This is a genomic window from Cupriavidus sp. CP313, from assembly GCF_054072015.1.
On sequence record NZ_JBSVZB010000005.1, the window covers coordinates 287,151 to 314,103 of the forward strand.

At 67.0% G+C, this 26,953-nt stretch carries 24 protein-coding genes and 1 tRNA gene; 15 read left to right on the forward strand and 10 right to left on the reverse strand.

What is annotated here, in order from left to right:
• Positions 1 to 7: 7 nt before the first annotated feature.
• The 3 genes from ACW4E8_RS09970 to ACW4E8_RS09980 form a co-directional block, all read right to left on the reverse strand.
• Complete coding sequence (locus ACW4E8_RS09970; protein WP_456804342.1) at positions 8 to 385, reverse strand: DUF5594 family protein; 378 nt, start codon at positions 383 to 385, stop codon at positions 8 to 10.
• An 86-nt stretch (positions 386 to 471) separates the two neighbouring features.
• Complete coding sequence (locus ACW4E8_RS09975; protein ID WP_456804343.1) at positions 472 to 1,584, reverse strand: CoA transferase; 1,113 nt, start codon at positions 1,582 to 1,584, stop codon at positions 472 to 474.
• An 8-nt stretch (positions 1,585 to 1,592) separates the two neighbouring features.
• Positions 1,593 to 2,582 (reverse strand): tripartite tricarboxylate transporter substrate-binding protein, encoded by a 990-nt coding sequence (locus ACW4E8_RS09980; protein WP_456804344.1) that lies wholly within the window; start codon positions 2,580 to 2,582, stop codon positions 1,593 to 1,595.
• Between the two features lie 90 nt (positions 2,583 to 2,672).
• Between ACW4E8_RS09980 and ACW4E8_RS09985 the strand changes: the two genes are divergently transcribed.
• The 7 genes from ACW4E8_RS09985 (at position 2,673) to trmB (ending at position 9,399) form a co-directional block, all read left to right on the forward strand.
• On the forward strand, positions 2,673 to 3,683 hold the full coding sequence (locus tag ACW4E8_RS09985; RefSeq protein WP_456804345.1) for a LysR family transcriptional regulator: 1,011 nt from the start codon (positions 2,673 to 2,675) through the stop codon (positions 3,681 to 3,683).
• Positions 3,684 to 3,783: 100 nt separating this feature from the next.
• On the forward strand, positions 3,784 to 5,178 hold the full coding sequence (locus tag ACW4E8_RS09990) for a PhoPQ-activated protein PqaA family protein (protein ID WP_456804346.1): 1,395 nt from the start codon (positions 3,784 to 3,786) through the stop codon (positions 5,176 to 5,178).
• A gap of 128 nt (positions 5,179 to 5,306) precedes the next feature.
• Positions 5,307 to 6,167: a transglutaminase-like domain-containing protein gene (locus ACW4E8_RS09995; RefSeq protein ID WP_456804347.1), complete on the forward strand. Its 861-nt coding sequence runs from the start codon at positions 5,307 to 5,309 to the stop codon at positions 6,165 to 6,167.
• Positions 6,168 to 6,265: 98 nt separating this feature from the next.
• Positions 6,266 to 6,340 (forward strand) — tRNA-Gly (locus ACW4E8_RS10000).
• A gap of 322 nt (positions 6,341 to 6,662) precedes the next feature.
• Complete coding sequence (locus ACW4E8_RS10005; protein WP_456804348.1) at positions 6,663 to 7,004, forward strand: helix-turn-helix transcriptional regulator; 342 nt, start codon at positions 6,663 to 6,665, stop codon at positions 7,002 to 7,004.
• An 11-nt stretch (positions 7,005 to 7,015) separates the two neighbouring features.
• Positions 7,016 to 8,392, forward strand: a complete 1,377-nt coding sequence (locus ACW4E8_RS10010) for a type II toxin-antitoxin system HipA family toxin (protein ID WP_456804349.1) — start codon at positions 7,016 to 7,018, stop codon at positions 8,390 to 8,392.
• A 218-nt stretch (positions 8,393 to 8,610) separates the two neighbouring features.
• Positions 8,611 to 9,399, forward strand: a complete 789-nt coding sequence (trmB, locus tag ACW4E8_RS10015; RefSeq protein WP_456804350.1) for a tRNA (guanosine(46)-N7)-methyltransferase TrmB — start codon at positions 8,611 to 8,613, stop codon at positions 9,397 to 9,399.
• A 69-nt stretch (positions 9,400 to 9,468) separates the two neighbouring features.
• Here the strand turns inward: trmB and ACW4E8_RS10020 are convergent, their stop codons facing one another.
• The 3 genes from ACW4E8_RS10020 to ACW4E8_RS10030 form a co-directional block, all read right to left on the reverse strand.
• The gene (locus ACW4E8_RS10020) at positions 9,469 to 10,350 is read right to left on the reverse strand and encodes an undecaprenyl-diphosphate phosphatase (RefSeq protein WP_456804427.1); all 882 of its coding nucleotides are present in this window, start codon (positions 10,348 to 10,350) and stop codon (positions 9,469 to 9,471) included.
• 78 nt (positions 10,351 to 10,428) lie between these two features.
• Positions 10,429 to 10,989 (reverse strand): DUF1439 domain-containing protein, encoded by a 561-nt coding sequence (locus ACW4E8_RS10025; RefSeq protein WP_456804351.1) that lies wholly within the window; start codon positions 10,987 to 10,989, stop codon positions 10,429 to 10,431.
• A gap of 41 nt (positions 10,990 to 11,030) precedes the next feature.
• Positions 11,031 to 11,336: a YkgJ family cysteine cluster protein gene (locus tag ACW4E8_RS10030; RefSeq protein ID WP_456804352.1), complete on the reverse strand. Its 306-nt coding sequence runs from the start codon at positions 11,334 to 11,336 to the stop codon at positions 11,031 to 11,033.
• Positions 11,337 to 11,604: 268 nt separating this feature from the next.
• Here ACW4E8_RS10030 and ACW4E8_RS10035 point away from each other — a divergent pair, with 268 nt between their 5' ends.
• From ACW4E8_RS10035 to ACW4E8_RS10060, 6 genes are all read left to right on the forward strand, one after another.
• Positions 11,605 to 12,420 carry a TetR/AcrR family transcriptional regulator gene (locus tag ACW4E8_RS10035; protein WP_456804353.1) on the forward strand — a complete coding sequence of 272 codons (816 nt, stop codon included), beginning with the start codon at positions 11,605 to 11,607 and terminating at the stop codon, positions 12,418 to 12,420.
• A gap of 2 nt (positions 12,421 to 12,422) precedes the next feature.
• Positions 12,423 to 13,532, forward strand: a complete 1,110-nt coding sequence (locus ACW4E8_RS10040) for an efflux RND transporter periplasmic adaptor subunit (protein WP_456804354.1) — start codon at positions 12,423 to 12,425, stop codon at positions 13,530 to 13,532.
• A gap of 11 nt (positions 13,533 to 13,543) precedes the next feature.
• Entirely contained in the window at positions 13,544 to 16,780 is a 3,237-nt protein-coding gene (locus ACW4E8_RS10045; RefSeq protein WP_456804355.1) for an efflux RND transporter permease subunit, read from the forward strand.
• Positions 16,781 to 16,893: 113 nt separating this feature from the next.
• Positions 16,894 to 17,547, forward strand: coding sequence for a protein-L-isoaspartate O-methyltransferase family protein (locus tag ACW4E8_RS10050; protein WP_018311229.1), 654 nt, complete (start codon positions 16,894 to 16,896; stop codon positions 17,545 to 17,547).
• Positions 17,548 to 17,560: 13 nt separating this feature from the next.
• Positions 17,561 to 17,884 carry a rhodanese-like domain-containing protein gene (locus ACW4E8_RS10055; RefSeq protein ID WP_340526062.1) on the forward strand — a complete coding sequence of 108 codons (324 nt, stop codon included), beginning with the start codon at positions 17,561 to 17,563 and terminating at the stop codon, positions 17,882 to 17,884.
• A gap of 75 nt (positions 17,885 to 17,959) precedes the next feature.
• Positions 17,960 to 19,477, forward strand: coding sequence for a TolC family outer membrane protein (locus ACW4E8_RS10060; protein WP_456804356.1), 1,518 nt, complete (start codon positions 17,960 to 17,962; stop codon positions 19,475 to 19,477).
• Positions 19,478 to 19,545: 68 nt separating this feature from the next.
• Here the strand turns inward: ACW4E8_RS10060 and ACW4E8_RS10065 are convergent, their stop codons facing one another.
• On the reverse strand, positions 19,546 to 20,370 hold the full coding sequence (locus ACW4E8_RS10065) for an META and DUF4377 domain-containing protein (RefSeq protein ID WP_456804357.1): 825 nt from the start codon (positions 20,368 to 20,370) through the stop codon (positions 19,546 to 19,548).
• 358 nt (positions 20,371 to 20,728) lie between these two features.
• On the opposite strand from ACW4E8_RS10065, the gene ACW4E8_RS10070 reads away from it, so the two are divergent.
• Together ACW4E8_RS10070 and ACW4E8_RS10075 are read left to right on the forward strand one after the other, a co-directional pair.
• Positions 20,729 to 22,018, forward strand: coding sequence for an O-antigen ligase family protein (locus ACW4E8_RS10070; RefSeq protein ID WP_456804358.1), 1,290 nt, complete (start codon positions 20,729 to 20,731; stop codon positions 22,016 to 22,018).
• On the forward strand, positions 22,015 to 23,106 hold the full coding sequence (locus ACW4E8_RS10075; protein WP_456804359.1) for a glycosyltransferase family 4 protein: 1,092 nt from the start codon (positions 22,015 to 22,017) through the stop codon (positions 23,104 to 23,106). The genes ACW4E8_RS10070 and ACW4E8_RS10075 overlap by 4 nt, the downstream gene beginning before the upstream one ends.
• 8 nt (positions 23,107 to 23,114) lie before the next feature.
• On the opposite strand, the gene waaA is transcribed toward ACW4E8_RS10075, so the two are convergent.
• Genes waaA through ACW4E8_RS10090 form a run of 3 tightly spaced genes read right to left on the reverse strand, consistent with a single transcriptional unit; the run spans position 23,115 to position 26,876 of the window.
• Entirely contained in the window at positions 23,115 to 24,404 is a 1,290-nt protein-coding gene (gene waaA, locus ACW4E8_RS10080) for a lipid IV(A) 3-deoxy-D-manno-octulosonic acid transferase (RefSeq protein ID WP_456804360.1), read from the reverse strand.
• On the reverse strand, positions 24,404 to 25,510 hold the full coding sequence (waaC, locus tag ACW4E8_RS10085) for a lipopolysaccharide heptosyltransferase I (RefSeq protein ID WP_456804361.1): 1,107 nt from the start codon (positions 25,508 to 25,510) through the stop codon (positions 24,404 to 24,406). The genes waaA and waaC overlap by 1 nt, the downstream gene beginning before the upstream one ends.
• Complete coding sequence (locus ACW4E8_RS10090) at positions 25,491 to 26,876, reverse strand: phosphomannomutase/phosphoglucomutase (protein WP_456804362.1); 1,386 nt, start codon at positions 26,874 to 26,876, stop codon at positions 25,491 to 25,493. Before ACW4E8_RS10090 ends, waaC begins: the two co-directional genes overlap by 20 nt.
• Positions 26,877 to 26,953: the final 77 nt, after the last annotated feature.

The following is a 26,953-nucleotide window of genomic DNA, read 5'->3' on the forward strand; positions in this document are numbered from 1 at the left end:
ACCAGGCTCAGTGCTCGAAATCCAGCCCGCCGATCAGGATCGCCGGATCGGCCTGCGATAGCGAGCGGAAGTCGATCCCGCGCGGCTCCTGCCAGGCCCGCAGCTTGGCCGGCAGCGCCGCCAGGTAACCGGCAAAGCGCGTATCGCCGCCTGCCGCGAACAGCCGTTGCACTTCCAGCCCGTCCCACGCCAGCGTGATATCCAGCGCATAGGGGTGGCGCCGCAGGTCCGTCGGACCATCCCCGGTCACGCGCAGGCGCGGCGGCCGGCCGGGGGCTTCGGCGGGCAGGGTGTGGAGTTGCACGCGCCGGTCATGCTGGCCAATCGCGGCGGCGATGCGCGGCAGGCATTCCGCTTCAAAGCGGGCGAAGAAATCGGTGGTCAAGGTGGCGGCGTCCTGACGTTGCGAGTGGGGACGATGGCGGCACACAGCCGTGCGCCATCGTGCCAGCAACTATACGCCGCCGGGTGTCATACCGGGCGGTAGACCTGGAAGCCCAGCCCCGGCGACAGCACCGCGGTCTCCCCTTCCTGCAGCGCCACCGGCCGCAGGCTGCCATTGGCCATCGACTCCCCCGCAAACTCAGCGATGTTGCGCAGGCGGGCCGCCGGGATCCCCAGCGCGCTGAGGCGCAATTCCAGGTCCTCTGCGGTGCTCGCCGCCACCGCGCCCGCAATCGCCCGCTTGAGCGCGGCCGGATCGAGCGAGCGCACGAAGGCAGGCAAGGCGCCGGCATCCAGCGGCGCCTCGAACAAGGCCGGATCTTGCGCAAGCTCGCCCAGCCCGAGCGCCTTGAGCAGCGCCAGCAACTGCTTCGGCGTATTCGCGCCGATCGCCAGCCAGCCATCCTGCGTGCGGAAGAAATCGGCCGACGGGCTGCCCGAATACCCCTGGTTGCCCTGCCGCGCCGGCACGCCGCCGGTGGTCATGGCATCGCATGTCATCGGATACATCAGCTGCAGACCGGCGGTGGCCATCGAGACGTCGAGCAGCATGCCCCGCCCCGTGCGTTCGCTCTCGCGCACGCCGGCCAGGATGGCAAAGGCGGCCAGCATGCCGGTGGCCGAGTCGATCACCGGGAAGCCGGTCTTCATCGGCGGATCGCCCTCGGTGCCGCCCATCCAGGCCATGCCGGTGGCGGCCTGCACCACGTGGTCGTAGGCAGGCCGGCCATGCCACTGCGCCGCGCCGCGGCCAAAGCCCGAGATGCTGCAATAGACCACGCGCGGATTGCGCGCGCGCACTGCCTCGTAGCCCAGCCCGAAGCGCTCGAGCACGCCCGGCCGCAGGTTGTCGACGAAGACGTCGCAGCGGCTGGCCAGTTCCAGCGCATGTTCGCGCCCGGCCTCATCCGACAGGTCGAGCGCCAGCGACGACTTGCCCGCATTGAGCGCGACAAAGGCGGCATGCCCCTTGCCCGCGCGGCGCATCACGTCGCCACCGCCGGCGCTCTCTACCTTGGTGACCTGCGCCCCCAGCTGCGCCAGCAGGAAGGTGGCAAACGGCCCGGCGATCACGTGCGAGAAATCCAGCACGCTGATGCCGGCCAGCGGGGCAAAGTCCGGTTGTGGAGTGATGGTCATGGGATGGCCTATTCGATGGTGATGCGGTTCTTGTCGATAACCTGGCGGATGCGGGTGGTCTCATCGGCCACCAGCCGCGAGAAGACTTCAGGCGTGGGCGTCGGCGCAAGCACCGCGCCCATCTCGGCATAGAGCCGGCGCAGGCCGGGATCGCCCAGCGCCTGCATCACCGCGGCATGCAGGCGCGCCACGATCGGCGCGGGCAGATGGGGTGGCGCCCAGATGCCGCTCCATGCATCGAGATCGAGATCCTTGCGGCCCAACGCCTCATTCAGCGTGGGCACCTGCGGCAGCACCGCGGCGCGGCTGGCCGAGGTCACCGCCAGGGCCCGCACCTTGCCGCTGGCGATCTGCGGAATCGCCGTCGCCGCCACCGGGAAGCCGAACTGCGTGTCGCCCTTGATCAGCGATGGCACGATCTCGACCGAGCCCTTGTACGGCACATGCACCACGTCGATGCCGGTGGCCGACGCAAACGCCGCACCCGACACATGCGCGGCCGAGCCGATCCCCCCTGAGGCGTAGTTCAGCGTGCCGGGCGCGCGGCGCGCCGCGGCGACCAGGTCGGCCACGTTCCGGTACGGCGAGCTGGCGCTGACCACCAGCACCACCGGGCTGACGCCGACGCGGATGATGTGGGTGAATGCCATCGGGTCGAACTTTGCGCCGGGCTGCAGCAGCTTCTGCGTGACATGGGTCGAGGCACCCAGCATCAGCGTGTAGCCATCCGCCGGTTGCTGCGCGACAAACTCCGCGGCCAGGATGCCGCCTGCACCGACCTTGTTCTCGACCACCACCGGCTGGCCAAGCTCGCGTGCCAGCAGCTCAGCCAGCTTGCGGGTCTGGATATCCGGACCGCCGCCGGCGGCGTAGGGCACCACCAGCCGGATCGGCCGGTTGGGATAGGGACTGGCCGCACCGGCCCTGCCCAGCGCGGCAGCGGCCGGCAGCGCCAGCAGGGACTTCAGCAGCAGGCGGCGCCCGACGTTGGCATGCATCGCATGTCTCCTCCATGGTTTGCCCCGATTGTCCGGCGCCCGGCCATTCGAAACAATTATCCAGTTTTGATGGAGTCATCACGATTTGTTATGAGTCCCGCCTCCCCCACGCGCGCGAGCGCCGCCACCCCCGCCGCCGCCCCTTCTCCCAACCGGATCGACCGGCTGCGCATCCGCCACCTGCGCCTGCTCGACCTGGTGGCGCGCAGCGGCTCGCTGACCGCGGCCGGCGAAGCGCTGCATATCAGCCAGCCCGCCGTCACCAAGATGCTGCAGGAGCTGGAGCACGCCTTCGGCTGCAAGCTGATCGAACGCAGCACGCGCGGCGGGCGGCTGAGCCCCGCGGGCGAACGCGCGCTGGAGCGGCTGCGCGTGGTGCTGGGCGCGATCGACGCCGCCGGCGAAGCGCTGCAGGCGCGCCCGGAAGTGCCGCTGGTCCGGCTCGGCATGCTGCCGCTGGTGGGCGTGGACGTGCTGCCGCAGGCGGTTGCGCTGCTGCTGGCCCAGGACGCGCTGCCGCGGCTGGCAGTGCGCGAACATACCGTCGGCGGCCTGACCGCAATGCTCTGCGAAGGCGAACTCGACTGCATCGTGGGCCGGCTGCAGAAAGACGACACCGACCAGCTCAAGGCCAGGGTCCACATCACCCCGCTGCGCGATGAATACCTGGCCGTGGTCTGCGCCCCCGGCCACGCGCTGGCGCAGCGCCGCGAGGTTGCGCTGGCGGACCTGCATGAAGGCCCCTGGATCCTGCCGCCGCGCGGCACCCACACGCGCGACGTGTTCGAGCAGCCATTCCTTGACGCCGGCCAGTTGCCGCCCGTGCCGCATATCGAATCGGCCTCGTTCCACAGCAACCTGGCCATGACCGCCGCCGGCGGCTTCCTGACGGTGGCGCCGGCCACGGCGCTGGCCCACTACCAGGCCATGTCGATGGTGCGGGAAGTGCGGCTGCGCACCCCGTTTGCCTCGGGCCGGCTGGTCTTCATCACCGCGGCGGAAATCGAGGCGCCGCCCGCCGTGATCCGGTTGCGCGAAGCCCTCGAAGCGGTGACAAGGCAGGACACCGGCGCACCGCCGGCACGCGCGCGGCGCCGCTGACGGGTCATATCGATTCGTGATGGCGCCATGCAAACTGGCGAATTGCCGGTGATGGCCACGCTCACGACAATGCCCCTTCCCATCACAGGAAGGAGACATCGTGAGAACACGGATCATGGGCATTGCGCGGCAAGCGGCCTGGCTGCTTGCGTCGCTGCTGCTGCCCGGCATCGCCGCGGCGCAAGCGCAGCCGGTCGGGCCGGCGGCGTTCTTCGACATGCAGGCCGTACGTGACGAAAGCACGCTGGCGCCGGTGATTTCCCGCGATGCCGTGGTGCCCAGCCGCGCGCGCCCCGGCAAGCGCGTACGCGTGATCGAACTGCGCTTCACCAGCCAGGACTGGAAGGGCCTGCCATGGACGCACCCGGCGCGCATCTACGTGCCCGACGGCTACCAGGGCGGCGGCAACGCCGGCATCATCGGCACCGAACGGCAGTTCTTCGACGAGCCCGCCTGGCCGCGCCACACCATCCCCGGCACCGGCCTGAACACCGAAGCCGAATACGCCGAAGGCACCGCCATCGACCTGGGCATGCCCGTCATGCTGTTCGCCAACCCGGCCGAAGACTACTGGGGCATGGACGAATCCGACCTGACCGGATATGCGCTGAAGCAGGTGATGGAGACCGGCGACCTGACCTGGAACGGCTATTACCCGATCGCGATGGCCTACCTGCGCGCGATCACCCTGATGCACAACCTGCCCGGCGTGCGCACCGAGCGCGCGGTGCTGATGGGCTGCTCCAAGCGCGGCTTCGCCGTCAGCATCGCCACCGGCGTCGACCCTGACCGCGTCGCGGGGGTGATGGCCACCTGCTATTACGGCGGCAACAGCCTGTACTTCCTTGCGCGCAAGTATGCCGAGTTCGGCCCCGGCGTCGGCGGCCCCGCGCAGCAGCGCACCGGCCCCGGCTTCCAGCCCGCCGACGCCGTGCTGCGCACGATCAACAACCCCACGGGCTTGCGCATGCTGACGCACTTCGACCCGTATATGTGGCGCAAGCAGATGCGATCCAGCTTCCTGGTCGCGCTCGGCACCAACGACGAGTTCTTCGCGCTGGGCACGCCCAACAGCATGCTGACCGAGATGTCCGGCGACAAGGCCTTCCTGGCGGTGGACAATCTGCCCCACTCCTGGGTCTCGGCCAAGCACCTGGCTGCATGGCGCATGTGGCTGGCGCATACCTTCCTGGGCCGGAAGCTGCCCGCGATCGAAGCCAGCGGGGTGGCGCAGGGCAGGCAGTTCGCGGTGCAGGCGAAAGTCAGGGCCGAGGCGGCGCCTGCCGGCGTGCGGCTCTATTACGCCTACAATCCGGTCACCGCCGACTGGCGCAAGGCCAGGTGGGAGTCGGTGCCGATGCGCACCGATGGCGAGATATATGCCGCCGGACTGCCGCTGCGCGATGGGTATCGGCTGGCGTACTACGTGGAAGTGGAGGACGAAGGCACAGGCGGGACGGGATTTGTCAGTTCGCTGGTGAACTTTGCGAACTGACCTGCCGCGGGCATCCGTGGCGCAGGCAAGGCCGGCGGCCCGCACTACACTGGAAATGGATGCACCGCCATTTCCGGCCCCAGGGAACCGGCCGCCTTTCCCCGGCCCCAGCCAGCGCTGACCACCCGATGAACCGCCTCAGGTACGCAGTAAGCCTGTCCTATGAGGTCATGGATCCCATGGCGGACTTCCTGCTCAATATCGAAGTCGCCCGCACGCCCCGGCAGTCCGTCGTCTCGGAGCAGTTGACGCTGCCGCCCGGCCTCGAGACCACCCGCTACACCGATCCCGTGCTGGCCAACCGGCTGCTCAGGCTGCGCGCTCCCCAGGGCCGCCTCGGCATCCGCTATGAGGCGATCATCGACATCGATCACTACCTGGAAGACGGCGACAGGCTGTCAGAAGTGCCCGTTGCCGAGCTGCCCTTCGATGTCCTGCCCTACCTGGCACCAAGCCGGTACTGCGAATCCGACCGCCTGATGGAATTCGCCAGCCGCGAGTTCGGCGGCATGCTGCGGGGCTATGTGCGCGTCTACGCCATCCGCGAATGGGTGCGCAATCACGTGCGCTTCCTGTCGCGGTCCACCAACGAACGCACCTCGGCTGCCGACACCATCGTGGAGCGCACCGGCGTCTGCAGGGATTTTGCCCACCTGATGATCGCCCTGTGCCGCGCGCTGAGCATCCCGGCACGCATGTCCAGCAGCCTCGACTATGGCGCGGACGCAGGCATGGGCGCGCCGGATTTCCACGCGGTGGTGGAGGTCTACCTGTCGCACCGTTGGTACTTGCTGGACCCTTCGGGCATCTCGATCCCCACCGGCCTGCTTCGCATCGGCACCGGCCGGGATGCCGCGGACATACCGTTTGCGGCCATCTTCGGCCAGGTAAGGTCGGAGCGGCCCGCGGTGGAGATCGAGCCGTTGACGGATGCGGCGGCTGGTATCGGGATGCCGGAGTTTACGCCGCAGGCGATTTCGACGTGGTAGCGGATAAGGACGTTAGTGCTGGTACAGGCACTTATTTTGCCCGCACCGCAGCTGGCGGCTTGCGTCCTCGCCAGAAATCCGCATAAAATCGCGGGTTCGCGGGCGTCGTATAATGGCCATTACCTTAGCTTCCCAAGCTAAAGACGTGGGTTCGATTCCCATCGCCCGCTCCACTTTCCACGTGATACCGTGGACAAGATGCCTCTCTCGGATCGCGCCTTCCACAACGGCGCAAGGCCTGCGCCCTGAGCCACCCCTCTGATTCGCCCCCACCGCCAACGGAAAATCCCTTCGCAGCCGTCTTGCGCTTGTGACTCCGGATGCGCCAGTCTGTCCTCAGCCCCAGATTGCGTGACCCAAAACTCAATTGACCTCAATCTCAGACCTTAATCGACTTAAAGTCTGAGATTGCGGCCTTGACTGCAAAATCCAGCCGGCATAGCATGTCTGCAATCACAATCTCTAAGTCCATTTAGGACTTCGATTGCAGACATCATGAAGCGGAATGAACTTCCTCTGCTGCCACCCGCCCGCCTTGCCGAAGCGCAAATGCTGGGCGAACGCATTACGCAGCTACGGCAGGGCCTGAAGCTGCGCCAGTCAGATGTGGCTGCGCGGGCGGGACTTTCTCGTTCCACCGCGATCCTGATCGAAAAAGGCGACTCTGGACGCACACTGACACAGGTACTGCGCTATGTGCATGCCATGGCGCCGGATGTTTCCCTGCAAGCCTTGCTGGCCGGCGACGTGCCGGCCATGGTCGCCTTGCATGCGCGCAAGTTGCCGCAGCGTGTGCGTACGGTGAGCAAGGCCGAACTGCGCGATCTCGACTTTTAAGGAGGCCACCCTTGGCATCCCGCCGCATCCCTGATCGGGTCGCCGTTTTTGCCCATGTCCCCGACCCGGCCGAGGGCCAGCATCATTTCGTTCCGGCCGGGCTGCTGGACCGCGAGAAGGCGGCGGCCGACCGGCAGACCGTGAGCTTTGCTTACGGCACACGCTACGCCAAGCGCCCGGAGGCGTTCGAGGTGGACCCGCGCGCGCTGAGCCTGGCCCGGGCTCGCGAGAATCCGGGCACGCGCTGGTACCCGCTGCCCGGAGTCGGGGAATTTGGCGGTATTCGCGACGCTGCGCCCGACGCATGGGGGCGGCGCGTCATCGAGGCCCGGCTGAACGCAGCGCCCAACAGCCTGGATGAATTCACCTATCTGCTGGAGGCTGGCAGCGACCGGGTCGGCGCGCTCGACGTGCGCGAAGGCCTGGATGCACCGCCCCGGGCGGCCGCGGGCAATCTGCTGAACCTGCCCTACATGATTCAGGCCGCGGCGGCTGTTGAAGCGGGAGAGCCGATACCGGCAAATCTCCTGCCATACCTGGGTGGAGCACCGTCGGCTGGCGGTGCGCGCCCCAAGGCGTCCGTGCGTGACGACAAGGGGATCCTTTGGCTGGCCAAGTTCCCCGCCAGGAATGACACCTACAACATGGCCATCGTCGAGGCCGGCACCCTGGAACTTGCGCGTGCGGCTGGCCTGACAGTCCCCCCGGTGCAGGTGATGGGCGTGGGCGACAGCCCGGTCCTGCTGATCCGCCGGTTTGACCGCTACTGGGCGCCCGCCGGCGAACCGCCACCGGCAATGGCACGCGGCTATGACTCAGAACCGCAAGCGGGTTTCACCGAAGGACGAATCCCACAGGTCAGCGCATTGACCCTGATGGCCTGCCCGGAAATGGAATCGATTGCCAAGGGCTACAAGGACCTGGCGCAAGCCATCCGGGAGCAGGTCCATCCGGATTGCATTGCGGCCGACAACGCGGAGCTTTTCGCCAGGATGGTGCTCAATATCTTCGTGAACAATGACGACGACCACCTGAGGAATCACGCCTTCTCTTATGACGCGCGACTGCGGGGCTGGCGGTTGAGCCCCCTGTACGACGTCGTGCCCCGGCCGTCGGTATCGCAGGAGCGGCGCCTGCATCTGAGCATCGGCAGCCAGGGCAAACTCGCCACGCTGGACAACGCGATGAGCGAGTTTGCGGCATTCGTGCCGGACCGGCCCGCCGCCCTTGCGGTGATCCGCCGGGTCTGGAGCGCCGTGCGGCAATGGAAGACCGTCTTCGAGGCCCAGGGGGCGGACCCGGCACTCATCAAGATCCTCGAACAAGCCATTCGCCTCCTGCCCGACATCGCCAGCCCGGAGCTTGAGCGTGAATTGCGCCGCGCATAGTGGATGTGCCGGGTTGCCAACCTCCCCTGGTGCGTTATCTTGCAAGCCGGGCGGAACAAGGCCATAATCTGGCCTTCCCCGGTCTAGAGCCTGGGAAAACGCATTTTTTTCAATGGGTTATGGGTCAGCTGACGCCCCCGTCGCCCGCTCCACTTCCAGTCGAGACAAGCCGCCTTTGCCACCATTACGGTGATCTGCCCGGCGGCTTTTTTGTTGCCATGCTTCCCCAAGACCCCAGCACCGAACCGACGCCGGCTGACGACGCGCCGCCGGTAGACAGCGCCGGACAAGCGTCCGCACCCTCTCCTGCCGATCCTGAAGGCGTTGCGCATCCGCGCCGGATCCGTTCATTCGTGCGCCGCGCGGGGCGGACCTCGACCGGGCAGCAGCGTGCCATCGACGAGGTCGGGCCGCGCATGATGGTGCCGTACGCGCCCCAGCCACTGGACTGGGAGGCGGCATTTGGCCGCAAAGCGCCGTCGATCCTGGAGATCGGCTTCGGCATGGGCGAGACCACCGCGCATATCGCCGGTCTGCGGCCGCAAGACAACTTCCTGGGCTGCGAGGTGCATGAACCCGGCGTGGGCGCGCTGCTCAAGCTGATCGACGAGCGCGGCCTGGGCAATGTGCGGATCCTCCAGCACGATGCGGTGGAAGTGATCGCGCATATGCTGACCGATGACTGCCTGGACGGCGTGCATATCTACTTCCCCGACCCCTGGCACAAGAAGCGCCACAACAAGCGCCGGCTGGTGCAGCCGCCGCTGGTGAAGGTGCTGGCCGCGCGCCTGAAGCCGGGCGGCTATATCCACTGCGCGACCGACTGGGAAGAGTATGCGCACCAGATGCTGGAAGTGCTGTCGGGCGAGCCGTTGCTGGAGAACACCTCGACCGCTGCGGACGGATTTGCCGAGCGGCCGGATTACCGGCCCGTGACCAAGTTCGAGCGGCGCGGCGTGCGCCTCGGGCACGGCGTGTGGGACGTGGTCTTCCGCAAGCGCGCCTGAGCGCTGGCAGCCGACAAACAAAAAAGCGTGGCAGCTGCCACGCTTTTTTGTTGCCTGCGGCAAACCCGCTCAGGCGTGCCAGGACACCAGGCCGGAGTACGCGGTGACCAGCACCACGATGCCGAAGGCGATGCGGTACCAGGCAAACGGCTTGAAATCATGCGTGGCGACGAAACGCAGCAGCCAGCGCACGCACAGGAAGGCGGACAGGAAGGCAAAGACGAAGCCCACCGCGAAGATGCCGAGGTCGTCGGCGTTGAGCAGCGCGCGCGCCTTGTACAGCTCGTAGACGGTGGCGCCGAAGATCACCGGGATCGCCAGGAAGAACGAGAACTCGGTGGCCACCTGCCGCGACAGCCCGAACAGCATGCCGCCGATGATGGTGGCGCCGGAGCGCGAGGTGCCCGGCACCAGCGCGAAGCATTGCGCCAGGCCGACCTTGAGGGCGTCGCGCCAGCTCAGGTCATCGACCGATTCAATCCGCGGCGCGCCAGCCTTGGCGGCCTCCAGCAGCGCATTGCCCTGCGGATGCGAGACCGTGCCGCGGCGCGCGTCGCGCCATTCGGCCAGCAGGATCACCACGCCGCCAACGATAAAGGCCAGCGCCACCGAGATCGGGTTGAACAGGTGGGCCTTGATCCATTTGCCGAAGATAAAGGCCAGCACGATGGCCGGCACCGAGGCGATCACCACGTTGGCGGCAAAGCGTTGCGCCAGCGGCTCGGCGCGCAGGCCGCGCACCACGTTGCCGATGCGCGCGCGGAATTCCCAGCAGACCGCCAGGATCGCGCCGAACTGGATCACGATCTCGAAGATCTTGCCCTTCTCGTCGTTGAAATCGAGCAGCTGGCCGGCCAGGATCAGGTGGCCGGTGCTGGAGATGGGGAGAAACTCGGTCAGTCCTTCGACGATGCCGAGTAACACGGCTTTCAGGGCAAGTGCGATTTCCATGCGGAACGGAGAAACGTGGTCATGGGCGTTGCCCGGCATGCGCGCCGGACCGCCTGGATTGTTGTTTGAGCGCCCCGGTCAGGGGCGGTTGATCTTGACGTTGATGCCGTCAGGCAAAACCGTGATTGTACCGGGTGCCACATGCATGCCGGCAACCCGCAGCTGGTCTTCGCGGAAGGTATAGAGCGGATAGTCCTGCAGCAGCTGCTCGGCCAGGATGCCGCCCAGCGCGTTGAGCTGGCGCGAGAACTGCGCGGGCATGCCCTGCACGTCGAAGCGCTGCACCTCGAGGTCCTGCAGCACCACCGAGCGCGTGGGCTCGTCATAGCGCAGGCCGCTGTCCAGCGCAAAACGCCCTGACAAGGCCCGGCTGAAGAACAGCTTGTTGTCGATCATGGCGTCAAACTGCACGTTGACGCGGTTGCGCGCCGGGTCCAGCGTCAACTGCGGGTTGGCCAGCTGGATGTCGAACAGCTCCATATAACGCTTGTTGAACGGAAACTTGCGCTCCAGCGCCGCCTGCAGCTGGCTTTGCGAGAAGGTGTATTCGTTGCGGAAGGCGCCGCAGGCGGCCAGGCCCACGGCCAGCGTGGCCGCGGCAGCCGCGGCAAACCAGCGCCGTCGGGAAGTCCGGATCATATTGCCTCCGATTGCGGGATAGTCGGGTCGCGTACCAAGCGTCATGCGCGCCGACCGGGCCGCCCGGGCGTGGCCTGCGGCGCGGTCAGGATTTCCAGCCGGGTCAGCCAGTGCAGCGCGGCTTCGCGCGAATCGCCGCACATCTCGGCCGACGGCTTCAGGCCGCCGCAGAACGCAGGCCGGTCCGGCCTGCCGAACACCGCGCAGCGCATGTCCGGCAACAGCTGCGCGCACGCCATGCCCGCCGGCTTGCCGGCAGGCATGCCGGGCAGCGGCGAGGCGATCGACGGGGCGATGCAGCAGGCGCCGCAGCCTGCGCGGCAGGAAAGGTCTGACCGGCAACTCATGACGATGGTTCAGGATGGGCGGCCGCCAGGCGGCCAGCACAAAGGGGACATTGTGCCCGAAGGGCCGCTGCCGTCCAGTAAGAAAAGGAAAACGCGGTAAGCCGCGCCCGGGCATCGCCGGAAAAAGCGCACAAGAAGCCACACGTCTTAATTTAGCCTCAGTGCCGCCTCGGTGTGTTCCCGAGGGTCGCCGGCCTGTGCTTGACCCCCTCATGGCGCTCATCTACATTACTGACCCACAAGTTATTAACTTTCTGACCCGCCCCCCGTGCCCCGCAGTACCCGCAAGACATCCGTGAAAACGCCCGCCGATCCGCACAAGGACGCCGACACCCCGCGCTGGAGCCGGCGCAAGGCCGCCCGCCCGCAAGAGCTGGTGGCCGCGGCGCTCGACCTCTTCGTGGAGCGCGGGTATGCGGCCACGCGGCTGGAAGACGTGGCCGCTGCGGCCGGCGTGTCCAAGGGTACGGTCTACCTGTACTTCGCCAACAAGGAAGAGCTGTTCAAGTCAGTGGTGCGCGAGAACCTGGTGCCGGCGCTGGCACGCGGCACCGACCTGGTCGACAACTATGCCGGCAGCACGCCCGAGCTGCTGCGCGAGTTGCTGCGCGGCTGGTGGGGCCTGATCGGCGCCACGCCGGTGGCGGGCCTGACCAAGCTGATCATGGCCGAGTCGGCCAACTTCCCGGACATCGCCCGTTTCTATAACGAGGAAGTGATGATGCCGGGCGACGAGTTGTTCGCCAGGGTGCTGGCCCGTGGTGTGGCGCGCGGCGAATTCCGCGCGATGCCGGCCAACCCCACCACGACGCTGGTCTGTGCGCCACTGGTGTTCCTGATGCTGTGGCAGCGCGCGCTGCGCGCCACCGCGGAGAAAGACATCGACCCCGAGGCCTTCCTGGACGGCCTGCTGGACACGCTGCTGTTCGGGCTCACCACCGGCGACGCCCGCAATCGCCCGCTGCCGCCGCAGACCGGCCCCTATATCTGGGAACGCATCCGCGACGACATGCTGGCGCAACGCGCCGCCGCCATGGAAGCCGACACTGAGTCCGATCCCCCTGCGCCGCAACCCAGCCCCTGAACATGAAGCGAAAGACCCTGCTGATCACCGCCGCCTGCATCGCCATCGCGCTGACCGCCACGGTCGCCGTGCGCAAGGCCGGCAGCGCGCGCCAGCCGCAGGCGCCGGCCCAGACGCTCAACGTGGTGGAATTCCTGCAGTCTGACCTGGTCAGCGTGGCGCGCCAGGACCTGCAGGTCTCATTGCCGCTGTCGGGCGGCCTGCGTGCGCTGAACCAGGCCTCGGTCAAGGCCAAGGTCTCGGGCGAGGTCAAGGCGGTGCTGGTGCGCGAAGGCGAGCCGGTGCGCGCCGGGCAGGTCATCGTGCGCATCGATCCCACCGAGTACGAGGCCAAGGTGGCGCAGGCGCGCGGCCAGATGCTGGCCACGCGCGGGCAGTTCGAAAACTCGCGCCAGACCTGGGAGCGCAACCGCGAGCTGGTCGGCAAGGGCTTTATCTCCAAGACCGCCTTCGACAAGTACCAGGCCGACCTGGACGTCGCCCGCGCCAACCTTGACGCGGCCCAGGGCGGCCTGGCGGTGGCGCAAAAGGCACTGGCCGACACCGTGGTCAAGGCGCCGCTCGATGGCATGGTGGCCGCGCGCGCGGTGCAGCCGGGCGAAAAAGTCTCGCCCGATACGCGCCTGGTCGACGTGGTCGACCTGCGCGTGCTGGAACTGGAAGCGCCGATCCCGATGGCGGACGTGGCGCGCGCCGCGGTCGGCCAGCCGGTGGCGCTGGACGTGGAAGGCGCCGGCCGCTTTACCGGCAAGCTGGTACGCATCAACCCGGCCGTCAGCCAGGGCACGCGCAGCATCATGGTCTATATCCGCGTCGAGAATGCAGACCAGAAGCTGCGCGCCGGCATGTTCGCGCGCGGCGCGCTGGTGCTGGGCGAGCGTGCCGGCGTAGTGGCGGTGCCGTCCTCGGCGGTGCGCACGGAAGGCGAGCGCGCCTTCGTCTATGCCATCGACAAGGACACGCTGGCCGAGCGCCCGGTGCAGCTTGGCATCCGCGACGAGGCCAGCGGCATGGTGGAAATCGTCTCCGGGCTGGACGCCGGCACCGAGATCGTCCGCAACAACCTTGGCACGCTGCGCAGCGGCAGCCAGGTCAAGCGCGTCAAGGCGTAAGGGCCCGCGCCATGTGGTTCACCCGCCTGTCGATCCGCAACCCGGTGCTGGCCACCATGATGATGATGGCCTTCATCGTGGTGGGGCTGTTCTCTTACCAGCGGCTGCCGGTCGACCAGTTCCCCGACATCACCTTCCCGGTGGTGGTGGTGCAGACCGAATACCCGGGCGCCGCGCCGGAGTCGGTGGAGTCCGACGTCACGCGCAAGGTCGAGGAGATCGTCAACACCATCTCCGGCATCGACGAGATCTTCTCGCACTCCTACCAGGGCACTTCGGTCGTCGTCATCAAGTTCGACCTGAGCGTCGATGTCGGCCAGGCCGCGCAGGACGTGCGCGACAAGATCGCGCTGATCCGCCCGCAGTTCCGCGACGAAGTGAAAGAGCCGCGCGTGCTGCGCTATGACCCGTCCGACGCGCCGATCTTCTATCTCTCGGTCTCCAACGCGCCGGGCGCCACCCGCAGCCAGCGCGAGCTGACCACCATCGCCGACCAGATCGTGCGCAAGCGGCTGGAGACGGTGCGCGGCGTGGGCGCCATCAATATCGTGGGCGGCACCAAGCGCGAGGTCGAGATCCGCATCCGGCCCGCGCAGCTCGAGGCGCTGGGCATCGGCGTGGACCAGGTGATGAACGCCATCCGCAACGAGAACCAGGAACTGCCCGCGGGCGAGCTGCGTTCCTCGGCCACGGAAACGGTGGTGCAGATCAAGGGCCGCGTGCCCACGCCGGACGCGTTCCGCCAGATCATCGTGGCGCGCCGCGCCGGCCAGCCGGTCACGCTGGGCGAGATTGCCGATGTGCGCGACGGCCAGGAAGAACAGGAAAGCCTGGCGCTGCTGGACGGCAAGCGCGCCCTGTTCCTGTCGGTGGTGAAGGCGCAGGGCCAGAACACCGTCGACACCGTGGACGGCCTGGTGCGCATGACCGAAGAAACACGCAAGCTGGTGCCGGCCGGGGTGCAGCTGAACGTGGTCAACGACACCGCGCGCGGCATCCGCAGCAGCGTCAAGGAAGTACGATCAACGCTGCTGGAAGGGGCCTTCCTGACGGTGGCGATCGTGTTCCTGTTCCTCGGCTCCTGGCGCAGCACCGTGATCACCGGGCTGACGCTGCCGATTGCGCTGATCGGCACCTTCGGCGTGATGTATATGTGCGGCTTCACGCTCAACGTGATCACGCTGATGGCGCTGTCGCTGTGCGTGGGCCTGCTGATCGACGATGCCATCGTGGTGCGCGAGAACATCGTGCGCCACAACCTGATGGGCAAGGACCACCGCAGCGCGGCGCTGGACGGCACCAATGAGATCGGGCTGGCGGTGCTGGCCACCACCTTCTCGATTGTGGCGGTGTTCCTGCCGGTGGGCTTCATGGGCGGGATCATCGGGCGCTTCTTCCACCAGTTCGGCATCACCGTTGTCGCGGCGGTGCTGATCTCGATGTTCGTCTCGTTCACGCTGGACCCGATGCTGTCGTCGGTCTGGCATGACCCGGACCTGCACGGCACCGGCAACAAGAAGAGCTGGTACGGGCGCACGGTGGGGCGGTTGCTGGACTGGTTCTCGGCAAAAATGGACAAGCTTGGCAACGGCTATGCCGGCATGCTGGGCTGGGCGCTGAAGCACCGGCTGGCCACCGCCATCATCGCCGCGGTGACCTTCTTCGGCAGCTTTGCGCTGGTGCCGCTGATCGGCACGGAATTCGTGCCCAATGCCGACCTGGGCGAGACCCAGGTGGGCTTCACCACGCCGGTCGGCACCTCGATCGAAGTCACCGAAGCCAAGGTGCGGCAGGTGGAAGCCGCGCTGAAGTCCTTCCCCGAAGTGGCCTACACCTACGCCACCATCAACTCGGGCAATGCCTCGGGCCGCAACAATGCGCTGGTGTCGGTGCGCCTGACCGAGCGGCGCTCGCGCCAGCTGTCCACCGCGCAGCTCAACCCGCTGATCCGGCAGCGCCTGGCGGGCATTGCCGGCATCACGCTGACCATGGTGGGCATGCCCGACGGCGCCGGCGGCCAGAAGGCGATCCAGGTATCGATCCAGGGCGATGACCTGGACGAACTGCGGCGCCTGTCCAAGGAAGCGCGCACGCGCATGAAAGCGATCCGCGGCCTGGCCGACCTGGATTCGAGCATGAAGGACGACCGCCCCACCATCGAGGTGCGCATCCGGCGCGAGCTGGCATCGGACCTGGGCGTGGGCGTGGCGCAGATCGGCAATGCCCTGCGCCCGCTGCTGGCCGGCGACGCCATCAGCTCATGGCGCGCGCCCGATGACGAGAACTACGACGTGCGCGTGCGCCTGCCCAAGGACGCGCGCACCGGCATGGCCGACCTGAGCGCGCTGATGATCGCCAGCAGCCAGACCAACGCCGACGGCTCGCCCAGGATGGTGCCGCTGCGCCAGATCGCCGAGCTGGTGCCCACCACCGGCGCCAACCAGATCAGCCGGCGCGACCTGAACCGCGAGGTCGAGCTGACCGCCAACGTGGCCGGGCGCTCGGCGGGCGAAGTCGCACGCGACGTCAAGGCCGCGCTGGACGGCATGAGCTGGCCGGCCGGCTACAAGTACCGCTTTGGCGGCTCGACCAAGTCGATGAACGAGTCCTTCGGCTACGCCGTGTCGGCACTGGCGCTGGCGGTGATCTTCATCTACATGATCCTGGCCTCGCAGTTCGCCAGCTTCTTCCAGCCGATCGCGATCATGACCTCGCTGCCGCTGACGCTGGTCGGCGTGTTCGCGGCGCTGCTGCTGTTCCGCTCGACGCTGAACATGTTCTCGATCATCGGCTTCATCATGCTGATGGGGCTGGTGACCAAGAACGCGATCCTGCTGGTGGACTTCGCCAACCAGGCGCGCCAGGGCCATGTGGACGGCGCCGACGGCCGCCAGCCGCTGTCGCGCGAGGCGGCGCTGGTGGAGGCCGCGCGCGTGCGGCTGCGCCCGATCCTGATGACCACGCTGGCCATGATCTTCGGCATGGTGCCGCTGGCCTTCAGCCTGGGCGAAGGCGCCGAGCAGCGCGCGCCGATGGGCCAGACCGTGATCGGCGGGATCATTACCTCGTCGATCCTGACGCTGGTGGTGGTGCCGGTGATCTATACGTATCTTGATGATTTCGGAGCCTGGCTGCGCCGGCTGTGGCAAGGCAAGCCCGCCAGCGAGCCCGCAGCGCACGCGCAGCCCGCGCCCGACCGGCAAGCGGCACCGGATCGGCCGGCCCCGGCGGAGGCCAGCGCGGAATGAGCCTGGCGGCGTCTGCAAGGTTAAAATAAAGGGTTTGATAAGACTGTCCGGCCGTGGCACCGCGCGGCCGGCGCACAGACCGACAGCGGTTGGCATTGGTAAGGAATGGCAAGATGGATCTCGAAAAAGCCCGATTCAACATGATCGAACAGCAAATCCGCCCGTGGGACGTGCTGGACCAGGAAATCCTGGACCTGCTGGCGGTGGTCAAGCGGGAGCAGTTCGTCCCGGCCGCGTACGCCTCGCTGGCGTTCGTCGACATGGAGATTCCGCTGCCCGCGGGGCAGAACATGCTGGCGCCGCGCGTGGAAGCCCGCATCCTGCAGGACCTGGCCGTGCGCAAGCATGAGAACGTGCTGGAAATCGGCGCCGGCTCCGGCTACATGGCCGCCCTGCTGGCCAACCGCGCGCGCCACGTGCTGACCGTGGACATCGTGCCCGGGCTGGTCGAGCTGGCCCGCACCAACCTGGCCAACGCCGGCGTCACCAACGTCGACGTGGCCGAAGGCAACGCCGCCGACGGCTGGAGCGCCGCCGCGCCCTACGACGTGATCTGTATCTCGGGCTCGCTGCCGGCGATTCCGCAGTCGATCCTGTCGCAGGTCAAGGTGGGCGGCCGCATCGCCGCCTTCATCGGCGAGCTGCCGGTGATGGAAGCGCGCCTGGTCACGCGCGTGTCCGAGACCGAATACCAGGTCGTCAACCTGTTCGAAACCGCGGTCAAGCCCCTGCAGGGCGCGGCCCGGCCGTCGCAATTCCAGTTCTGAGGACGGAACCACCATGCAGGTCATCAAAGCGACCGAACTGGCCCAGTGGCTGGCCGATGCCAGCCGTGCCAAACCGGTCCTGCTCGACGTGCGTGAAGGCTGGGAGGTGCAGACCTGCGCCATGCCCGGCATCACCCACATCCCGATGCGGGACATCCCCGCGCGCGCGGCCGAACTGGACGAAGACGCCGACATCGTCTGCATCTGCCACCACGGCGCACGCAGCATGCAGGTGGCGGCCTACCTGGAGCGCCAGGGCTACGCCAAGGTCTACAACCTGACCGGCGGCGTCGACGCCTGGGCCAGCGATGTCGACCCGGCCATGCCGAAGTACTGAAGCGGCAGTCCAGCGCAGCAACACCAAGAAGAAACGACTGTAGCCGCGGCCCGCGCCCGGCAACCTGGAGCTTTCATGACGTTTGCGCCCAACGCCCTGCCCGGAGTGATCCGGACACGCCTGGCGATCGCGGTTTCCCTGCTTGCCCCGCTGCTGGCCATGCTGCCGGCGGCACCGGCAAGCGCGGCCGACCTGCTGCAGGTCTATCGCGATGCGCAAGCCAATGACGCGCAGTTTGCCAGCGCGCGCTCGCAGCTGCTGGCCACGCGCGAACGGCTGCCCCAGGGCCGTGCCGGGCTGCTGCCGCAGGTGGTTGGCACCGCGGGCGCCAACCGCACCAAGCTCGACCAGACGGCTTCGCTGCCGGTCGGCGCCGGGGCCAGCGCCTCCGGCACGCGCTTCTTCAACAACAACAACTGGCAGCTGCAACTGAGCCAGCCGCTGTTCCGCTGGGACCGCTGGGAAACCTACAAGCAGGGCGAACTGGCGTCGCTGGCCGGTGAAGTCAGCTTCCACCAGGCCGAGCTCGACCTGATCACGCGCAGCTCGCAGGCCTATTTTGACGTGCTGGCGGCGCAGGACAACCTCTACCTGGCACGCGCGCAGAAGAAGGCCATCTCCGAGCAACTGGAGCAGGCCAAGCGCAATTTTGAAGTCGGCACCGCCACCATCACCGACACCAACGACGCCCAGGCCCGCTACGACCTCGCCACCTCGACCGAGATCGCCTCGCAGAGCGACCTGGAGATCAAGCGCGCCACGCTGCAGCAGATCACCGGCAAGCCGGTCGACGAAGTGCTGGGCCTGCGCCCCGAGGCACCCATCCCCGGCCCGCAGCCGCCCGACGTCAACGCCTGGGCCGCGCAGGCAGAGACCAGCAACCTGCAGGTGAACCTGGCCAGCTACAACCTGGAAACCGCGCAGCGCGAGACCAACAAGGCCAAGGCCGGCCACCTGCCCTCAGTCGACCTGGTGGCCTCATACGGCTTCACCAACCAGACCGGCAGCGCCACGCAGGCGATCTCCACCCATTACAACGCCTCGCAGATCGGCGTGCAGCTGACCATGCCGATCTTCGCGGGCGGCCAGATCCAGTCGCGTGTGCGCGAGACCCTGGCCCTTGCCGACAAGGCCGCCAGCGACCTGGAATTCGCGCGCCGCACCGCCGCGCAGACGGCCCGGCAGACCTACTCCGGCGTGTCCAACGGCCTGGCGCAGGTCAAGGCCCTGGAAGCGGCCGAACGCTCGGCCACCAGCGCGGTGGAATCCAACCAGCTCGGCTATGAAGTGGGCGTGCGCATCAATATCGACGTGCTGAACGCCGAAGCGCAACTGTTCTCCACCCGGCGCGACCTGGCCAAGGCCCGCTACGACACCATCATGAACGGCCTGAGGCTGAAGGCCTCCACTGGCGTGCTGCAGGAAGCCGACGTGGTGCAGATCAACACCCTGCTGACCTCGTCGCCGGGCGCGCTGTACAAGCTGCCCGCGCCCGCCCAGGCCGGCGCCAGGGCCCCGGCAAACCCGCGCGCCTCGGTCGAGCGCCGCGGCACGCGGCGCGAAGCCACGCCCGCGGGCGCACCGCGCACCTGACCCTCCGGAGAACGCCGCAATGCAAATGGGCCGCAACTGCGGCCCATTTGCATGAACGGCGTCGCGCCCTACTTCGCCCGCGTACGCGACTCCACCTTAAGCAGCTGCCAGCGGATCGACGACGCATCCGCCGGCGGGTTCGGCACCTGGTACTCACGCACGCGCAGCTTGTAGGCCACGCCCGGCTCAAAGTCCAGGCCCTCGATCGGGCCATACCAGAGCTGCCACGGCGCCTCCGGCAATTCGCGCCAGCGGTAGCACGTCATCTTGCCCACGCCCGAGCACTCCACGCGCTGCGAATCGATATAGACCACCTTCTCCACACCACCGGCTTCCACGCTCGCACCGCGCTTGCCCAGGCCTTCGCGCTCGACAAACTGCAGCAGGTCACCGCCGGCAGTCTTCCAGATGATCTGCCGACCCGTGCTGCCCGCCGACGGCTGCGTGCCGACCGTGGCAAACGGCGTCTGCATCGCCTTGAGCAGGGTCGACTCCAGTTCCATGTGCGGCGGCGGGCAAGCCATGCGCGTGCCGGCGATGCGGTCGAAGCGGATGCCGGTATCGGTCTTGCCATAGCTGCCGGCAAAGCGGTTGCAGCCACTGGTGCCGCTGACCGTGCCCTGCGCGGCATCGATGCCCTCATTGAACTCAAATATGATGGGCTGGCCGTTGTCGCCGTGCGGGATATCGCGCAGCGCGCCGTCGGGCTGCTGCCAGCGCACCAGTTCCCAGCGGCTGGGGCCGGAGGGTTGGGTCTGGTTGAGGTTGGTGCCGGCGGAGGGAAGGTCCGGTGCTGTCGCGGTCGTGCAGGCCCCGAGCATGGCTGCCACCAGCAAAGCGGCCGCGCCGCGGGCAGGCAGAGCAAAGGGAAGCAGGCAGGTACGGCTGTGCATGAAGAACTCCTGTGATAGGCCGCGTAATAACGGCCGCATGGCTTGTGCAGTCGGCGGGTATGCCATCGCGAATGCCGAACGGTGCACCCTGCCTCCAGACCATCAGTTTAGCAAGCGACCTGCACACCGCCGCCACTCAAGGAGCGAATAAGGCACATACATCCTGTAACGCCAATACGACGCCAGGCGGCTAGGATGCGGGAGATTCAGAAATACGACCACGGCCATCCGATATAATCGCCCCGCCTGGCGCAGCAATGCGACCGAAGGGCTCCGCTGCTCAAAAGGCGGTGACAACAATGAAGGATGGAACGGCACACCCCCGGGTGCACAAACCCTTCCATCGGAATGCTCCTCCATGCTCTTGATGATGAGATTGCAGAGATCCCAATCTCATGGGATCGAAAAAGCCTTCTACCTGGCCGCCTGCGCCATCCTGGCGGCGTTCCCCGCGCTGATGTTTGTCAAGCCGACGCTCAGCAATATCTGCTACGGACTCCTGCTCGGCTGGAGCGCCTGCACCCTCGTTGCCGGCGGGCGTGCGGGCTTGGCGGAATGTGGCGCGCTGCTGCGCCGATACTGGCTGTTCATGCTGGCCATGGCGGCACTGCCGCTTGCGGTGCTGCTGCAGCAACTGCTGGCCGGGGCGGAGGAGCCGCATGTTTCTTACCTGTACCTGCGCTTTGCACTGTTCATTCCGTTGGTTTTTGGGATGGTACGGCTTGGCAGGGGTGGGATGCGGAGTGTTCAGTGGGGTTTCGTGGCCTGCGCACTCCTTTCCGCCGCTTGGATCCACGAGGCGACTGCTGCCGGTCGCCCAGCTCACGTAGGGTTCTCCAATATCATTCCCCTTAGCAATCTTTCCATGCTGATGGGAATACTCGCCCTGATTTCAATTGGATGGGATCGCCCCAGGGGCTATCTGCAATCGGGCCTGAAGCTGCTGGCTGGCTTTGCCGGCCTGTACGCCTCATACATGAGCGGCACGCGTGGCGGCTGGCTCGCCATCCCCGTGCTGGCACTCATTGCGCTAGCTGCATCACACAGGCTGACGCGGATGCACAAGGCGGCGGCCATGGTTGGGCTGGCTGGCCTCATGAGCCTCGCGTGGCTCGGCAGCGCCCGCGTGCAGCAGCGCACGGCAGACGTTGTATCCGAAGTGTCTCAATTCTCTCAGCATGTAACCCTGGACACCCCAACCGGGATACGGCTACAGCTCTGGCGGGCCTCACTGGAAATGATACAGGCTCACCCCTGGACCGGCGTAGGGCCGGAGAAGTTCGAGTGGACCCTGCAAACGCTTGCGGCGCAGCATGTAATCACCCCAATGGCAGCCACCATGCCGCATTCACACAATGAACTCCTGCATGCTACGGCCACGCTCGGCATCCCGGGCCTACTGGCAATCCTTGCCCTGTATCTGGTACCGGCCGCCTTCTTCCTGCGCCACCTTGGCAATGCAGACCGGGGCACGCAGGTTGCCAGCGCCATGGGCCTGGCCCTGTGCTGCGGCTTCATGGTGTTCGGCCTGACCGAGGTCATGTTCAGCACGACCCTGGTCAATGCCTTCTACAGCCTGATCATGGCCGTGTGCTTCGCCTACGTGGTTGCGCGCAAGGACGCCTCGCCCGCGCAGGCGGCCAGTTGAGCCAGGACTCACGACGGCACATCTGCTTCCTGACCGGTACCTTGAATGCGATGGCCGGCGCGGAACGGATGACCGCAACGATCGCCAATGCGCTGGCCGACCTTGGCCATCATGTCACCATCCTGAGCCTCTGGGACACTGCCAGCCAGTTTCCGTTGCATCCGCGCGTGCGCCATGAAGCGCTGTACGCGCAACGGCCCTCCTTCAAACGCGCCTATTTCGCCACGGTTTCCGGCATCCGCAGGCACTGCACCGCGCATCGCATCGATGTGCTGGTACAGGTCGACACCATGCTCGAACTCTTCGTACTACCTGCCACCCTCGGCCTGGGCCTGCACCATATCGCGTGGGAGCATTGCCATTTCGACGAGGATCTCGGCAAGCCGGCGCGCAAGGTGGCACGCCGACTGGCCGCGCAGTTCTGCCGGCAGGTAGTCGTGCTGACAGAGCGGGACCGCCGCCGCTGGCTTGAGGCACTGCGGCCGCGCAGCGAGGTCGTCTGCCTGCCGAATCCGCTGCCGTTTCCGATGCCGGCCGAACCCGCGCCACGCATGCAGAAGACCGTGCTGGCCATGGGCCGGCTGGTTCCGGCGAAAGGCTTTGATGTCTTGCTGCGCGCCTGGCAGAAGGTGGCGGAAGCGGAACCGGAATGGCAACTGGTCATCCACGGCGAAGGCGAAGAGCGCCCTGCCCTCACTGCACTGATCGGCCAGCTGCAACTGCAAGACCGGGCCAGCCTGCCGGGTATCTGCCAGGATCCGGCGCAGGCCTACGGGCATGCATCGGTCTTCTGCCTGAGTTCGCGCTATGAGGGATTCGGGCTGGTGCTGATCGAAGCGATGGCTTTTGGCCTGCCGATCGTATCGACCGATTGCGAGACCGGACCCCGCGAACTGCTCACCCCGGGGCAGGATGCGCTGATGGTTGCCGCGGATGATGCCGATGCGCTGGCCAAGGCGCTGCTGACGGTGATCCGCCAACCGGAACTGGCGAACCACCTTGGCGCCGGTGGCCGCCACAAGGCAAGCCATTTCACGCTGGAGCGGCTTGCCCTGCAGTGGGACGCCCTGGTCAAGGCACCAGGGTAAGCACCGGATCAGCCCTCCAGCGCCGGGGCCAGCGCAGCGAGGGTGCGCACGGTGGCGCCGCGATGCAGGCCCGCAAAGGTCTGCGCATGCGCGCGCATATCCGCCAGCCGCGCTGGATCGGCCAGCACGCTTGCCGCGGTGCGCATCAGCGCATCGGCATTGTCGACGCGCAGACAAGCGCCCGCGGCGATCGCGTCTTCCGTCGCTTGCGCAAAATTGAAGGTATGCGGGCCAACCAGTACCGGCGTGCCAACCGCGCAGGCCTCGATCAGGTTCTGCCCCCCGAGCGGCAACAGGCTGCCACCGATAAAGGCAAGATCCGACGCAGCAAAGTACATCGCCATCTCGCCCATCGAATCGCCCAGCACGATATCGGCAGTCAGCGGCGACTGGATGCCGTCAAGATCCAGTGCACTCCGGCGCTCGACCGAGAACCCCGCACGCGCCGCCATCGCGGCGACTTCATCGAAACGCTGCGGGTGACGGGGGATCAGCAGCAGAGCGGGACGCGGGACATCGCCCGCCAGTGATCGCCAACGGGAGAAGGCGTCAAGCAACATCGGCTCCTCTCCCTCGCGCGTGCTGGCGGCTGCCAGCACCGCACGCGTACCAAAGACCTTGCGCAGCCGCTCACCCAGCGCAACGCCTGCCGGCGCCGGCTGCATATCGAACTTCAGGTTGCCGGTGATCTGCACCGCCGGCACGCCCAACGCTTGAAAGCGCTCGGCATCACCCACCGTCTGCGCCAGCACGCCCGCAAAATCCCCATACATGACCGCCGCAGCGCGCCCAAACCGCGCCGTGCGCCGGAAGCTGCGCGGCGACAGGCGCGCATTGACCAGGAACAGCGGCACTCCGGCCTTGCGCGCGCCGCGCACCAGATTGGGCCACACCTCCGTCTCCATCAGCATGCCCGCCTGCGGCCGGAAATACCGCATGAAACACCCCACCAGCCATGGCAGGTCATACGGCAGGTAGCACTGCAGGATGCGCGGCTCCTTGCCGAACAGCTGCGCACCGGTCTGGCGGCCAGTAGGCGTCATATGCGTCAGCAGCAGGCGGTGGTGCGGATACGCGCCGAGCAGCGCGTCGATCAGCGGCTGCGCGGCGCGGGTCTCGCCTACTGACACGGCGTGGACCCATAGCCACGGACCTTTCCGGGGCAGGCTGCCATAGACACCCAGGCGTTCGCCGACATGCTGCACGTAACCCGGCTCCTTGCGCGCACGCCAGGCCAGGCGCAGCAGCGCCAGCGGCAGCACCACCACCCACAGCAAGCTATAGAGCAAACGCAGCATCAGGCAGCCACTCCGCGCACGCGGCAAGCCGCGTCGTAGACCTCATCGACCGACGGCACCACGCCGTCGTCACCGACATTGGCGATGCGCCCGGACCAGTAGCCCTCAGTTTTCCAGCGCCACGTGGCCGTATAAATCTCCACCGTCGGCCGGCACAGCGCCGCGGCGATATGGACCAGGCCCGTATCGACCCCGATCACCACCTCGGCCCGGTTGATCAGCCCGAAGCCCTGCATCACCGAGAAACGCGGCAACACCCTCGCCTGCGGCACACCGGCAGCGATCTCTTCGGCAGCCTGGCGTTCCTTGTCATTGCCCCACGGCAGAAACATCACCAGACCCTCATCAGCCAGCCGCTTGCCCAGCGCATGCCAGTTCTGCACCGCCCATTTCTTGCGCGCGCCAGCAGTCGCATGGAAGCACACGGCATAGCGCGCAGGCAAGTCGCCCCAGAGCGGATCGTCAACATGCAGCGATTGCGCAGCAGGCCCGAAAAACTGCGGCGGCTCCGCCGGCGCAAGCCCGGTCAGCGCAGCACCCAGCAAGCGCGAGCGCCGCACCGAATGCGTCTGGCGCGGCACCCGCACCGGATCGGTGTATAGCAGCCGCGCCGCCGGCTCATAGCCGGAGCCCTGGGTGGCATTACCCAGCCCGATAATCGGCGCACCGGGCGCCCGCGCGGCCACGCGCGCGACCACCGCGGTCTTGAGCAAACCCTGGCTCTCGATCACCGCGTCATAGCGCTCCTGGCGCAACGCGTCACGCACCTCGCCCACCTCGCGCCAGGTGCCGCCCTGCAGGATGCGCTTGCGCCAGCGCCGCAGCGCAAACGGAATTACCCGGCGCACCTCCGGCAACAGCCGGACGAGTTCGACATAGCCCTCTTCCACCACCCAGTCGATCTCGGCACCCGGCCAGCGCGCGCGCAGATCATGCACCAGCGGCATGTTGTGCACCACGTCACCGAGCGACGACACCTTGACCAGCAGGATGCGCGGCCGTTCCGGCAGTGTGAACGGCACCGCGGCCGGCGTGGGCTGCGCCACACCGGCCGCGTCCGACGATGCCGTCGGCACCGTCGCGCGCTCAGAACGGGAGCTGAGCATCCGGCTTCTCTGCCAGGATCACGCGCTTGAACTCCGCCTGGATACGCGCCAGTGCGGCGTCGTTGTCCGCCTCGAAACGCATCACCACCACCGGGGTGGTGTTGGACGGGCGCGCCAGGCCAAAGCCATCGGCATACTCCACGCGCACGCCATCGATGGTGATCACCTCGCGCGCGCCTTCGAACTTCGCGTTCGCCTTGATCTGGTCCAGCAGCGTGAACGGCTCGCCCTCGGCACACTTGAGCTGCAGTTCCGGCGTGTTGTTGGCATTCGGCAGCGCATTCAGCACCGCGCTCGGATCCGCGTGGCGCGACAGGATCTCCAACAGGCGCGCCCCGGTGTACAGGCCATCGTCAAAGCCGTACCAGCGGTCCTTGAAGAACACGTGACCGCTCATCTCGCCCGCGATCGGCGCGCCCGTTTCCTTCAGCTTGGCCTTGACCAGCGAATGGCCGGTCTTCCACATCAGCGGCTCGCCGCCATGCTCGCGGATCCAGGGGGCCAGTTTGCCGGTGCATTTCACGTCGTAAATAACCTGGGCGCCCGGATTGCGCGACAGGATCTCTTCAGCGAACAGCATCAGTTGCCTGTCCGGGAAAATCACCTGACCGTCCTTGGTCACCACGCCAAGGCGGTCGCCATCGCCGTCGAAGGCCAGGCCGAGCTCGCAGTCAGTCTCGCGCAGGGCCTTCATCAGATCCTGCAGATTCTCGATATGTGCGGGATCAGGGTGGTGGTTCGGGAAGTTGCCGTCCACGTCGCAGAACAGCTCCGTCACCTCGCAGCCCAGGCCACGGAACAGGTCACCCACGAAGGCACCGGCCACGCCGTTGCCGGCATCCAGGGCAACCTTCATCGGACGGGCCAGCTTAACGTCGCTGATGATGCGGTCGAGGTACTTTTGGCGCACATCGACTTGCTTGTAGGTGCCGGCACCGTTGGTGAAATTGCCGGCTTCAATCCGCTGGCGCAGCGCCTGGATCTGCTCGCCATAGATCGCCTTGCCGGCCAGCACCATCTTGAAACCGTTATAGTCCGGCGGGTTGTGGCTGCCGGTGACCATGATGCCGGAGGTCGGGCGGACGCCGTCGATCTCGATGTTGGTGGCAAAGTAGACCATCGGGGTGGCGACCAGGCCGATGTCGATCACGTCCAGGCCGGCGGCGCGCAGGCCCTCTACCAGGCCGGAGATGAGGTCGGGGCCGGAGAGACGGCCGTCGCGGCCTACTGCGATGGTTTTTTCGCCCAGCTCAGTCGCCGCCGAACCGAACGACAGCCCGATCTGGCGCGCAACTTCGCGCGTGAGAGTCTTGCCCACGATTCCGCGGATGTCGTAGGCTTTAAAAATGGTGGGATCGATTTGCATGTGGCTTCCTGTATCGCTTTACAGCCGCACCGCACTTTCGAAACAGAAAATGCGACGCACCAAAGGGTGCTATTTTG